The sequence below is a fragment of the Paenibacillus taichungensis genome (assembly GCF_050994985.1).
GTDB classification, from domain to species: Bacteria; Bacillota; Bacilli; order Paenibacillales; family Paenibacillaceae; genus Paenibacillus; species Paenibacillus taichungensis.
Map to the genome: position 1 here is coordinate 3,611,942 of NZ_CP194720.1, position 13,024 is coordinate 3,624,965.

Below are 13,024 nucleotides of genomic sequence, written 5' to 3' on the forward strand. Positions count from 1 at the left end.
CAGCATCGTCATACCCTTGCGTATTTGGTTCCAGGTAATTGGCTAATCTGCTTTTTTATGATTAAAGATAACAGAACTGAATGCAAATGTCCAAAATCCCAGTTGAGCTGTTCCACAAGTTGATCCAGTGATTGCTCTTCCTGCTCTAGCAGATAAATAACACGTTGTTCATCTGAAGATAGTTTTACAACTGGGAAAATTCCTTCATTAGAAGTTTCACTGCTTTCAGCCGAACGTCCTCTATTGTAAGGAAGTTGTTCGGCATTTGGCAAGTCCAATCGAAACTCTTCCAATAAATCTGTGGCACAGGTCACCAATTTTGCCCCCTGACGAATCAGATTGTGCGAGCCTCGGCTTTTGGGAGAAGTAATGGGTCCTGGGACTGCAAACACGTCTCTTCCCGCTTCGAGTGCAGCATCTGCTGTAATGAGTGATCCGCTTCGGATATCAGCCTCTACAACTAGCGTACCGAGGGTTAACCCTGCAATGATCCGATTACGTTCCGGGAATAATCCCTGACGTGCACGTGTACCCGGAGGATATTCTGACAAAAGCAGCCCTGTTTCGGCAATTCGTTCGGCAAGACTTGTATTTTCCGGCGGATAGATGTTATCAATTCCTGTCCCAAATACCGCAATAGTTTTGCCGTTTGCACGAAGAGTCGCATCGTGGCACACACTATCTATTCCTCTTGCAAGCCCGCTTACAATGGTCAGCCCTGCCTTGCATAGTTGCTCTGCCAGCTTCTCACCAATTTTACGTCCATATACCGTAGGCATACGTGTTCCTACCATCGCAATGGATTGAGCGTGCAACAGATTCAGATCTCCGCGACCATACATCACCCAGGGTGGCTGAACGGTTTCCTTCATTAATATGGGGTAATTATGATCCAAATAGGTAACGACTTCAATGCCCTGTTTATAAACACTCTCTTGTCTCTGCTCAATCCAGTCGATATTGAATTGCTTGGTTAGACGCACAGCCTGATCCTTGCGTAAACCCGCGGCAGTCCAATCCCCTTCTTTATAATCCAGAAAATCCGTCAGTTGATGTTGTCCTGATAGCAGTTTGGAGATCGTTTTCTTACCAATACCATCCGTTTCATGCAGTCCAATCAAAATCCATCTCTCTTCCATAATTAGAAACCTCCCATAACGGGAAGAAAATCTTCCCTCATATTGTGTGATAAGTGACAACGGATTGCAAGCGTTTACCAATACAGGCAGACAACAGCTCCCTTTTACATCCTGTAAAAAAACGCAAAAAAGCAACCCTTCGCCCTGTTCAGGACAAAAGGTTGCTTACCTTTTCCGCATTTCAATAGTCGGCTCACCAGAAAAATAAATTTCCTGCACCGTTTCTTCTATTATAACGGAAAAGAATTAATGTGTCGTGCACAAATTCAGAATTCCACGTTCTTCAAGTACGCTCACAAGAGTCGAGCCCATTTCAGCTGGCGTCGGAGCAACTTTGATTCCGCAAGATTCCAGTTTCGCAATTTTTTCTTTGGCTGTACCTTTACCACCAGAGATAATAGCACCGGCATGACCCATGCGTTTGCCTGGAGGCGCCGTAACACCACCGATAAATCCAACCACCGGTTTGGTCATGTTTTCGCGTACCCACTCTGCAGCATCTTCTTCAGCCGTACCACCGATTTCACCAATCATGATTACAGCATGTGTCTGTGGGTCTTCATTGAACCGTTTCAGGATATCAATGAACTCAGAACCTTTAACCGGGTCTCCCCCGATTCCCACAGCAGAAGATTGTCCAATTCCACGCGCAGACAATTGATGAACGGCTTCATACGTGAGTGTTCCACTACGGGAGACCACGCCAACGTGGCCAGGCATATGAATATAACCCGGCATGATGCCAATTTTGCATTCACCTGGTGTAATAACGCCCGGACAGTTTGGTCCGATCAGAACGGTATCTTTGCCTTCCATGAAACGGTCAACCTTGACCATATCAAGTACCGGGATACCTTCTGTAATACAGATCACGAGATCCAGCTCTGCGTCAACGGCTTCCATGATGGAATCCGCTGCAAATGCCGGAGGAACGTAGATGACGCTCGCTGTTGCGCCAGTAGCTTCCTTCGCTTCCTGTACTGTATTAAACACCGGCAGACTAACTACTTTGCCATCTTCCAGCGTAATATCAACATTGGTTCCGCCTTTACCCGGTGTAACGCCGCCTACCATCTGGGTTCCGTAGTCCAATGCGCCCTTCGTGTGGAACATTCCCGTTGAACCCGTAATGCCTTGCGTAATGACTTTTGTATTTTTATCAATCAAAATACTCACGTTGCTTCACATCCTTACGGTTATTTTTCAAGTGCCGGACAGCTCCGGAACTAAGGCAGCAATTTGCCCAGGAATGAACTTATTTTACGAGGGCAACAATTTTCTGTGCACCATCGGCCATGGAATCAGCAGGAACGATATTCAGGCCGGATTCACCCAAAATACGTTTACCAAGCTCCACGTTAGTTCCTTCAAGACGAACAACCAGCGGTTTAGTCAGGCCAAGCTGCTTCGCGGCTTCAACAACACCATTGGCAATGACATCACAACGCATAATGCCGCCAAAAATGTTAACGAAGATACCCGCCACTTTGGCGTCAGACAAAATGATTTTGAAAGCTTCGGTCACTTTCTCTGTTGTCGCACCGCCCCCAACATCGAGGAAGTTGGCCGGGTCGCCGCCATAGTATTTGATGATATCCATCGTCGCCATCGCAAGTCCCGCGCCATTGACCATACAGCCGATGTTGCCATCAAGTGCTATGTAGCTCAGGTCGTATTTGGAAGCTTCGATTTCTTTTTCGTCTTCTTCATCCAGATCACGAAGTTCCAAAATGTCTTTGTGACGGAACAAGGCGTTGGAATCAAAATTCAATTTTGCATCCAGCGCGATAACGTTTCCATCTCCGGTAACAACGAGTGGATTGATCTCAGCAATGGAGCAATCTTTTTCGACAAATGCTTTGTACAACGCAAGCATAAACTTAACCGCTTTGTTCACCAACTCATTCGGAATACGAATGCTGTACGCCAGTTTACGCGCCTGGAACACTTGCAATCCAATTGCAGGGTCAATAATTTCTTTAAAAATTTTCTCAGGTGTAGCTTCAGCTACTTCTTCGATCTCTGTACCGCCTTCTTCGGAAGCCATCATTACGACGCGGCCTGTGGCACGGTCCACAACAACACCCACATAATACTCTTTGCGGATATCGCATCCCTCTTCAATCAGAAGACGCTTCACTTCTTTACCTTCAGGTCCAGTCTGGTGTGTTACCAATACTTTTCCCAAAATTTCGGATGCGTAAGCACGAACTTCGTCGATACTTTTCGCTACTTTCACGCCGCCGGCTTTCCCCCGGCCACCTGCATGAATTTGCGCTTTGACTACAGTCACCGGACTGCCCAGTGCCTCTGCGGCCGCAACCGCTTCATCGACTGTATAAGCAACCTTTCCGTTTGGAACGGTGACTCCATACTGTTTCAGTACTTCTTTTCCTTGATATTCATGGATATTCATTCTCGAATCCTCCTATCAACATGACTGCAACAAGGCGGGTTGGTAGACTAACAAAAGACAAATGTTGACTATTTTCACTTAAACCCAATTCATTGTAACATGTTTTTAAAACGCTTTCCTTAAAAAAGTAATGGTTAATAGACAGTATTTTGATATGGGTATGATCCCATATTGTGAATGCTTGGATATTAATGGAAAAAACCTCAGCTAATAAGCCAAGGTTTCTTAATAGTAATACGATGTTACATTTTATTTTTTGGCTTCTTTGGTGTTGGTTTGATGTACTTTCTCCAGCAGTCCCTTGAACTGTCCCAGTAAAGATTCGAACTCAGTACTGTTCAGACATGCATCTTCCTGGATCGCTTCAGGTATAGACAAGGCTTTATGGCGAAGTTCCCGCCCAGCGTCTGTAAGTGTAATCAATACTTTCCGTTCGTCCTGAGCTGAACGTTCGCGATGAATAAGTCCTGCTGACTGCAAACGTTTCAGAAGAGGCGTCAAAGTGCCTGAATCGAGGTAAAGTGCCTCTCCGATTTCCTTAACCGTACATTCTTCACGTTCCCACAATACCATCAAGACCAGATATTGAGAGTAGGTTACCCCAAGCACCTCAAGATAGGGTTGGTACATCTTCGTAATTTCACGTGAACAAGCGTATATGGCAAAGCATAATTGGTTATCCAGCTTCAAACTTTCATTCTGCATAGATCTGTCCCACCTACCTATTGTGCATTCTATATTCCTTAATAATAGAGGCTTACAACTGTTATAATCGCTAGAATTTGCGAATTATTAGGAGCCCCTCATCTATCTTATCATAAATTATAAAAAAAACAGAATAATTGAGCACAAATGATTTTACTTTTCCATTTAATAGTGATAAATTTAATTGTATAAAATATAATTTGGAGCATATACGATCGATATCATATGACAACGTAATAAAAAGATCTCTTTATATGTTATAACAGCAACCAGCATCTACATCCATTTTCACAACAGCGCGACATTGATTCAGAACTGAACATTCTATACTTCTGCTAGAAACTACATGCGGAAACTGTAAACAATTCAGGAGTCAGGGATAGATATACAGCAGCTATGACGATGACGGGTTGACGCCCTGATTTCTTTTATATAAAATGCTTGTTAGAAGCTGAGGAAGCACCTTAATTCGTAGACTGGCCTGTATTATGCGCGCCAAGGACGAAGTGAGGTGTTTCTTTTATTATGTACGGAAAACTGCATAGTGCTTGTTTATATGGAATTGACGGCGTTTTAATTGAAGTGGAAACAGATCTATCGAATGGTTTACCCCAGACTTCAATTATTGGATTACCGGATTCAGCTATTCGTGAAGCGGTTGAACGCGTTCGTGCCGCTATAAAAAACTGTGGCTATCAGTATCCGTTGCAACGGATTACGATAAATCTGGCTCCTGCTGATCTGCGCAAGGAAGGATCTTCTTTCGATCTTGCCATCGCTATTGGTTTACTTTCAACAAGTGGTCAGCTGGTTCTTCCAGTAGAGGAACGGACATTGGTGGTAGGTGAGCTGGCATTGGACGGTTCAGTAAGATCTGTGCCTGGTATTTTGTCTATGGTAGATTTGGCAAAACGGCAAGGCTTTACCTCCATTCTTCTGCCCGCCGACAATCTGGAAGAGGCTTCGTTGATTCGGGGTATTCAGGTATATGGTGTTCGTCATTTGCAAGATATCGTTCCTGAACAGGAAACGAATTCAAAGCAGAGGAAAGGAATGATGCAGAATACGGGGCCTGTTGTTTTAAAAGATTACGCCCATCTCTCTGCTCTGAATCCCAATGTCGGTGATATGGAGCGCCATGAGGGCCCAATGCGATCTCCGTCGTTGGACGATGATTATAGTGATGTTCTGGGACAGCATCACGTAAAGCGTGCACTCATGATTGCCGCAGCTGGTATGCATAATATTTTGCTGGTCGGACCTCCGGGCACAGGGAAAACCATGTTAATTAAACGGCTGCCTACGATTCTCCCACCATTGTCCGAAGACGAAGCGCTGGAAGTAACCAAAGTGCTAAGTGCCGCAGGCAAGCTTAAAGATACCTCAAATGGTCTCATCGCAGACAGACCCTTTCGCTCTCCACACCATACGATCTCCACATCAGGTCTCATTGGAGGCGGCGGCATCCCCAAACCTGGCGAAGTAAGTCTTGCTCACCGGGGGATATTGTTTCTGGATGAGCTGCCAGAGTTTCAGCGGCAAGTCCTAGAAGTGTTGAGACAACCATTGGAGGATCGCAAAGTCACCATTAGCCGTGCGAGAGCCGCGTTCACATTTCCAGCACAATTTATGCTCGCCTGTTCTATGAATCCCTGTCCTTGCGGATATCTCTCTGCTCAATCGGAGGATCAACGCTGTATATGCAGTCCTGCCCGTGTTGCCGCCTACCGTGCCAAAATCTCGGGTCCGTTGCTAGATCGCATCGACCTTCAGGTCGAAGTTCCTCCCCCGAGCGAGTGGCGCAAGGCTGGCGCTTCTCCTTCATCTGCGGAAATGCAGGCCAAAGTCATTCATGCTCATCATATTCAGGCCGCAAGATATGCTAATAGTTCAGTTCGTTGGAATAGCCAGCTCTCAGGAACCCTTTTGCGTCGAACAATCCGCCTGCCTGAAGAAGCAGACCAACTGCTACAGCAGACACTGCAAGCACTGAACCTGAGCATGCGTGCACATGATCGAATTATTAAGATGGCCCAGACGATCGCAGACTTGGATGATGAAGGCGTCATTTTGACAGCTCATGTGGCTGAAGCGATACAGTATCGGCAGTTGGATTTGAATTTATTTTGAGCGAGGGTCATCAAGGAAATAAGGCTATAAGGGCTATAAGGTGAAATACGTGCCTTCGCCATTTACCTTCATGAAAGGTTCAATCGAGATATTTATAGATTTCAAATTTATGGCTAAATAGTTTTACAAATCAAACACCCCTGCATATATATCCTCTTTATAAGAGAAGAGATATACGTGCAGGGGCTTTGCATAGAGCATTACGTTCGAATGAATAGCGAACAAGATATCAATTATTCAAATATAGTCAGCTTGTCTTTGGCTGGTGTACGTTCTTTGGCAGAAGGAATAACCTCTGGATACCCCATGTAAACCATGCCTATAATTTTTTCCCCAGCCTGAATCCCAAGTGTCTTACGGAATTTGGGTCCATAGAGGAAAGGCTTGGTTACCCAGAACGTTCCAATGTCTTCACTCCATGCCGCGAGTAGGAAGTTTTGCACCAATGCACTTACTGCTGCAAAATCTTCATCCCAGATATTTTGGCGCGGATCTTCTTCCATAACAACAAGCATGACGGCAGGGACCTGCTTGATATTGGCAGAGAACTTGTTATCCTCTCCCATCTCTGCATCAATAGCGTCTGCCAGCTTGTTCAGTCCATTTCCGCTAAACAATAAAAACCGCCACGGCTCACGCAATTTATGATTGGGTGCCCATACGGCTGTGTCCAACAAATCAATAATCTGCTGTGTGGGAACAGCTTCTTTTTTAAACTTTTTGACTGTACGACGATTTTGAATGGCTTCTCTTACGGCGTTACCCGTTTGGGTAGATTTACTCATGACCATGCCTCCCAGATTATAAAAAATTATCCGTGACCGCAGTTCGAGCCTGCGATGTGAATCGACTCATTTATGAAAAATCAAACGGTGCAGCAAAACTGGATTACCCTCTTGATTATACACTGATCTGTTCATTGGATTCAAAGGAATGCGATTAACATTATTTCGTTCTGATTATTTCGGATGCAAAAAGGCGACTTCGACTCTTCCCCCGCGGAGGGATTCTTAGAGTCAACGTCGCCTTTCTTCATTATAAATAGCTATTTAATCAATAAGGGTATGATCCTGCTCCTTCATATTTCCCATTCACAAAATCCATTTTGTTTATTTTTTCTTGGTTGCCGGCGATATCCGTGCTGAAATACTCCACTGTTTTGACATCAGGAGCATAGATTTTTATTGGTACGGTAAACGTGATCCATTCACCCCCATTGATTCTGTACTGGGTCATTTTCAAACCTGATCCGTTAACTTCGTCCGTTGCCTTTAACTTAAAATTAAAACCATTAATATATTGTTTTCCATTGGATACCTCTGTCAAAGGAACTAAAGTATATTTGGTTACAGGCGGGGTATTATCCACATTATTCTTGAGAAAAAAATCAAAAGTATTGTTAGGTCCTTTGACCAAAGTTACCCTAATCGTTTGCTTGATATAACCATCCGCTTCAACAGAGATTGTGCTTGATCCCGGAGACAGTCGATTTATGGAATACTTGCCTTGTTTGTCTGTTATCATCTTAAGATTATAAATAGATACCGTGGCCCCTACCACTGGCCTCCCCTGTTCATCTTGTACCAAACCACTAACATCCGCTGCATCTTGCAGTACTATGTTCAATTTCATTGTCCTCCCAATGCCTGGAGATCCATTTGTTGTGTAAAGTACATAGCCTTTTGCATCAACCTGTATCGTAATTTCATTGTAGGCATAATTATCTATTCCTGTAATCGCATAGTTGCCCTCCTTGTCTGTCTTTACAGATTGGCTGACTGTTGTTGCTTTAATGATAGCACCCACAACAGGTTTTCCTGATTGATCAGTAACTTTGCCTACAATTGTCGAAGGCTCATAAAGGACAAAATTCTTTTCCGTTGTTTCTCCCGGAAACAAATAAAAGTTATTATACTTATTGATGGTTCCCAAATACCCCTTGGCAACCGGACTAATAATGATGTATATGCTTTCACTTATCGTTGTTTCAAAACTGTACTCTCCCTTGGAATTGGTTTTAACTGTTTTGGTTGCTATTTCGCTGCTTTCGAATGTGTGCATCTTAATATTTACATTTACATCTTTCACCGGAAAACCATCCATATCAGTAATTTCCCCATAAATTTTTGAAGTTTGAGCAAGATTATTAACTTGCCCCTCCGCAGAAGCATTTTTGGATGCAGCATATGTCGTTCCAGAATGCAGCAGACCACACACCCCAAAAAATAATAAAAACACACTTAAACGAATCATCCATTTCCATTGAATACTCATGACAATCGTTCACCTCATCCAAATATAGTAGTAAGTCCGGTGACCATATGAACTCGTTTTATCTATCTAACTAACCAACATTTCGAGCTTCCAAAATTCCCCGCCCCAAACATATTGCCAAATCCCTTCACCACCATTCATGGTTTTGCTAATATCCAACACTTCCAATTGTGGTGTCACCCACTCCTGTTTGATTTTGTTTGCCGCAATAGATTGAATTTCTTTCATAGTTCACACCTCTTTTTCATATTTGCTTTTCTCATTTTATTATAAATGATACATTTTGTATCTATTTATTTTAAGCGCTCCATTCTCTTTCGCCGTCTAGCAACAAGTTAGAAGATACAGCGAGGCTTCATTGTTTATGGAATTAAAACGAACATGAGTAAGGACATATGCATGATAAAGAGAAAAAGGGCATTTTATCACAGGTAACTCTATAATTTAGACTGGATTTACACACATCGTTTGAGCTTCTATTAGAGAATTAATAATTAGAATGTAGTCCATTAACAATAGAAAAAGTAAATAATCACAACGAGGATAATTTTAATAATCCATAATACGATACAATATGTATCGTTGTTTGTCGCATGTATATTAGTTATGTTTTCTTAATTTCTTTCTTACCAATAACTTGTCCAAAAAAATAACCCACAAGAGAGTCACTATTTTAAGTGTCTTTCTTGTGGGTTAACACATTTAGAAGAATCGTTTATGTAGCAGAAACTCAGAATGCATTCATAATATGATCAATTGAAACAATTTCGCCTGCTTTATCCAGCATGACTGCGATCACATCAAAACGGATTTGATGAGTCGTTTCTCCAGTCATTTGCAAATATACAGATGCAGTTGCACGTACCTGCTGCATTTTACGAATATCTACTGACTCCTGGGGTGTACCATACTGTGCAGTTCCGCTTCTGCTGCGGACTTCAATAAAAATGATCATGTCTTCACGAGAAGCAACGATATCAATCTCTCCGCGTCGGCAGCGCCAATTGCGCTTCAAAATGCGATAATCATGCTCCCGAAGCCAGTCGCAAGCAGCTTCTTCACCCAATCGTCCTTTTTGCTGACGTGTCAGTTTTGAAGCTGGACCCTGTTCTGATCCGTGCTCTACCATGATTCCTCTTCCTCTCGTCCAGAAGCTAGACGGTCAGCACGATAAATGTAGGTCAACACTTCCGCCACCAGCTGATACAGTTCCGCCGGGATTTGTTCGTCCAAATCCAGTTTAGAAAGCACTTCCACAAGTGCGGCATCCTCCTGAACAGGCACACCATTTTCCTTGGCTTTATCCAAAATGGCTTCTGCCACTTTGCCACGGCCTTTGGCTACGACCACTGGTGCTTCACTCTCACCAGGTACATATTTTAAAGCAACGGCCTTTTTGGACATCAGGTCCGGTTGCGAATCCTCTTTCATACCCGCATGTCCACCCCTTTGTATCGTTCAGGACTGTAGTCCGAGGCAGTCATTTTCCGTTCGGCACCCGGTTCCTGGCCAATAGGCCAGGGTTCCGCCTTGAAAGTCAGCAACTGATAACCCAGCTTGTCCAGCGCCTTATGGATCTCTTCGCGCCCACTTTCCAAGAGCGGTCCCATTCCTTCGCCATCATTTAGTACACGCAGACTGACGATATTATTAACAACATGCACATCCACCAATGTCGGACCAAGACTTTTCATGTCCAGATCAAACCAAAGGCGGCAGTTGGATGCATCCAATTCACCGCGTTGCCCACGGCGTGATTGAATCTGAACGGAAGCCGTCTCTTCTCCGTCAGGTCCGGTAATGGGGATAAACCAGTGCATCTGGGCAAAGGTAGCACTGCGATCTGTTGTTAGCAATAACTGCTGACCTGTCAGAAATTGCACAGCCTGTCCGGCGACATCCTTGAGTGCCGCCGGTGCACCATCGCTGCTGGCAAGCTGCAGCAGCAAGCCCTTGAGCGAATCCGCGGTTCCCGGACTCGCCACATCCCCCACGCGCGCCTGCGCAGCCGCGCCGTGAACTGCCTGCTGCTCGTGCTCCGCACCGAGCAGCTTCAACACACGCCCCACCCACGGGTCCCCCTCGTGGGTGACGGGCGCCGCCGCAGCTCCCGCAGGCGCTGCGGCACTACCGCCAGCCGGCAGCGCGTCTGCGCCGGCTGGCAAAGGCTGCGGCACGCCTCCGGCAGCCGCAGCCACCGAGCCGCCCTGCGATGCAGGGGCGGCCTGTGTCGCCGCACCTGGCTGTGCCGGTGCGGCTGTGGACGCGCTGCGCAGCGCGTCCAGAAGCGCCAGCAGCTTGGGTGCCAGCTGCGCTGCCGATGGAGCTGCTGGCGCCGCCTGCCCTGCTGCGGAAGCGGTAGACCCCGCAGCAGCAGGCGTTTCAACGTGGCCGTCAGTTCGCCCGGCCGCGCCCCCCTCAGGCTGGCCCGCTATCACTCGGCCAGCCGTAACATCCACAGCAGCACCCGGCGTACCTGGGCGGCTCCCAGCAACACCCGCGTCAACTGCACGCGGGCTCTCACCAGGTATTCCGGTTCCTGCCGGAATACCTGTACCCACCTTGCCAGCAGTTTCAACATGGCTAGTCCCTGCTTTTATCCCAGCACTCTCGGCAGTCCCTGCTCCAGTCTGCCCATTGCCTTTAACCGCACCACCAGCTGTTTCCACAGATCCATCAGCCATTGGAGTACCACCAGCAGTCGCTCCAGGCACGGGTTGCCCGGACAATCCGGTTGTTCCTCCTACCTGACGGTTACCGCCTGACGCAGCTAAGTTTCCTCCCGTCTGCTCTCCGTTTGAAGGTATAGGCACTCCAGCCGTAATGTTATTCTTCACTGTAGCTGCCTGTTCAGCAGTCGGCAGCGGTTTACCTGCGGTTTGGGTCAGCATGGACTCCAGCTGTTCAGCCAAACCCTTCAACAACTGATGTAGTGGCGGGCCAAATACAGCTTGATGCAAGCCCTTTACCGTTTCCGCTGTAACCGGAAGACCACGCTGAAAAGCAATACCTGTCGCCTGAACCCATTCTTCGACAGGCACTTGTGCAGGTTTTGCTGTTATCATATTTTGAACCATGGCTACATTATCCTTGGTTAAAGGTAATCCACTTCGCTGCATAGCTAACAACAGTTCCCGATTCCCCTTGGTATCCGGCAAGCCTACCTCCTGAAGCAAATTGTTCAGAGATGCCTGTGGCAGCTCTGCTAATGTACCCGTCAGTGGTTTCATTACCGTTACGCCATTTTCACCTGGAGGCTGAACCTGAAGCAGAGTTGTTTCACCTGGGCGAAGCGGGGTTTCTAGTTTTGCACGCACCTGCACACCCTGAATCTGAAGAACCGCATCTGCTCCATCATCGGATACACTAACCACAGAACCACGTACAACCTGGCCTTCCTTTAACTCCAATGGCTTGGCATTTCCCGGTTTACTATCCCCCAGTAACCCACGAATCACGGAACTTATATTCATAACCTTCCCCTCCCTCCGCGTATGGTCTAATTAAAATAAAGTGTGCTGTTCTCCGAGCAGATTGCCGAGAAAACTGCGACGATGCATGGGTGTAGCACCAAGAGCCATAATTTGTTCACGATGAAATTTCGTTGCATATCCCTTATGTATCGATAAACCATATTCCGGATATAACGTATCCCAATCCTCCTTGCAAAGCCTATCCCGGGTAACCTTCGCAATAATGGATGCTGCCGCAATGGATTGACTATTTGCATCACCTTTAATAATGGATAACTGTGGTATATTCACATCTACCTTTTCGGCATCCACCAACAGGTAGTCCGGCACGTCCTCAAGGGCCTCTACCGCACGTTTCATGGCAAGCCTTGCAGCCTGTTTAATATTCAGTTGATCAATCGTTTCCGCATCCGCATAACCAATTCCCACTGCCAACGCCTTTTCCATTATGATGTCATATAATGCGTCGCGCTTTTTCTCCGTTAATTTCTTGGAATCATTAACGCCTTCCAGAATCAGCTCACGAGGTAAAATAACGGCTGCCGCTACTACATCTCCAAATAAACAACCACGTCCCACTTCATCAATTCCGGCAATATGTTCAAATCCGCTTTCCCAATATTCACGCTCATAGATCAGCAGATCTTTGGGCTCCACCAATTCTTTTTTCTTCTTTTTCGGTTCAACCAGGGCATCCAGTTGCGTCAATTCAGTTAACTCCTTCATTTCATTCATTACGGTGTCATCTCCTCTGCCCACTCTTGCTTAACGCATCACTTTATATCATTTTATTATATAGACGTAGATTCCCGATTTTTGTTCTATCAGATCCTATTAAATAAGAAATAAACTTCTGTAAAGCATATATGATAATACGATGATGAGTT

The 13,024-nt window shown here is 45.7% G+C and carries 12 protein-coding genes; 1 reads left to right on the plus strand and 11 read right to left on the minus strand.

The genetic code is table 11. The annotated features are described in order from the left end of the window. Positions 1-8 precede the first annotated feature (8 nt). The 4 genes from dprA to ACR1R9_RS16100 all read right to left on the minus strand — a co-directional run bounded on the left by dprA (position 9) and on the right by ACR1R9_RS16100 (position 4,260). Entirely contained in the window at positions 9-1,139 is a 1,131-nt protein-coding gene (gene dprA / locus ACR1R9_RS16085; RefSeq protein ID WP_433923198.1) for a DNA-processing protein DprA, read from the minus strand. 246 nt (positions 1,140-1,385) lie between these two features. After that, positions 1,386-2,315, minus strand: a complete 930-nt coding sequence (sucD, locus tag ACR1R9_RS16090; RefSeq protein WP_076289497.1) for a succinate--CoA ligase subunit alpha — start codon at positions 2,313-2,315, stop codon at positions 1,386-1,388. A 79-nt stretch (positions 2,316-2,394) separates the two neighbouring features. After that, positions 2,395-3,555: an ADP-forming succinate--CoA ligase subunit beta gene (sucC, locus tag ACR1R9_RS16095; RefSeq protein ID WP_053783785.1), complete on the minus strand. Its 1,161-nt coding sequence runs from the start codon at positions 3,553-3,555 to the stop codon at positions 2,395-2,397. A 249-nt stretch (positions 3,556-3,804) separates the two neighbouring features. Then, positions 3,805-4,260, minus strand: coding sequence for a MarR family winged helix-turn-helix transcriptional regulator (locus ACR1R9_RS16100; RefSeq protein ID WP_076289496.1), 456 nt, complete (start codon positions 4,258-4,260; stop codon positions 3,805-3,807). 525 nt (positions 4,261-4,785) lie between these two features. Here ACR1R9_RS16100 and ACR1R9_RS16105 point away from each other — a divergent pair. Beyond that, on the plus strand, positions 4,786-6,390 hold the full coding sequence (locus ACR1R9_RS16105) for a YifB family Mg chelatase-like AAA ATPase (RefSeq protein ID WP_433923197.1): 1,605 nt from the start codon (positions 4,786-4,788) through the stop codon (positions 6,388-6,390). Between the two features lie 233 nt (positions 6,391-6,623). Here the strand turns inward: ACR1R9_RS16105 and ACR1R9_RS16110 are convergent, their stop codons facing one another. The 7 genes from ACR1R9_RS16110 to ACR1R9_RS16140 form a co-directional block, all read right to left on the minus strand. Continuing rightward, a complete protein-coding gene (locus ACR1R9_RS16110; protein ID WP_163760956.1) occupies positions 6,624-7,175 on the minus strand; it encodes a nitroreductase family protein in 552 nt (183 codons plus the stop codon). A 268-nt stretch (positions 7,176-7,443) separates the two neighbouring features. Beyond that, a complete protein-coding gene (locus ACR1R9_RS16115) occupies positions 7,444-8,664 on the minus strand; it encodes a carboxypeptidase-like regulatory domain-containing protein (RefSeq protein WP_433923196.1) in 1,221 nt (406 codons plus the stop codon). A gap of 66 nt (positions 8,665-8,730) precedes the next feature. Next, the gene (locus tag ACR1R9_RS16120; protein ID WP_433923195.1) at positions 8,731-8,892 is read right to left on the minus strand and encodes a paeninodin family lasso peptide; all 162 of its coding nucleotides are present in this window, start codon (positions 8,890-8,892) and stop codon (positions 8,731-8,733) included. A gap of 502 nt (positions 8,893-9,394) precedes the next feature. After that, positions 9,395-9,793, minus strand: coding sequence for a YraN family protein (locus tag ACR1R9_RS16125; RefSeq protein WP_326066409.1), 399 nt, complete (start codon positions 9,791-9,793; stop codon positions 9,395-9,397). Continuing rightward, positions 9,787-10,095, minus strand: coding sequence for an EscU/YscU/HrcU family type III secretion system export apparatus switch protein (locus ACR1R9_RS16130; RefSeq protein WP_076289491.1), 309 nt, complete (start codon positions 10,093-10,095; stop codon positions 9,787-9,789). The genes ACR1R9_RS16125 and ACR1R9_RS16130 overlap by 7 nt, the downstream gene beginning before the upstream one ends. Then, positions 10,092-12,137, minus strand: a complete 2,046-nt coding sequence (locus ACR1R9_RS16135; RefSeq protein WP_433923194.1) for a DNA ligase — start codon at positions 12,135-12,137, stop codon at positions 10,092-10,094. Before ACR1R9_RS16135 ends, ACR1R9_RS16130 begins: the two co-directional genes overlap by 4 nt. 30 nt (positions 12,138-12,167) lie before the next feature. Further along, complete coding sequence (locus ACR1R9_RS16140; RefSeq protein WP_433923700.1) at positions 12,168-12,863, minus strand: ribonuclease HII; 696 nt, start codon at positions 12,861-12,863, stop codon at positions 12,168-12,170. Positions 12,864-13,024 lie beyond the last annotated feature (161 nt).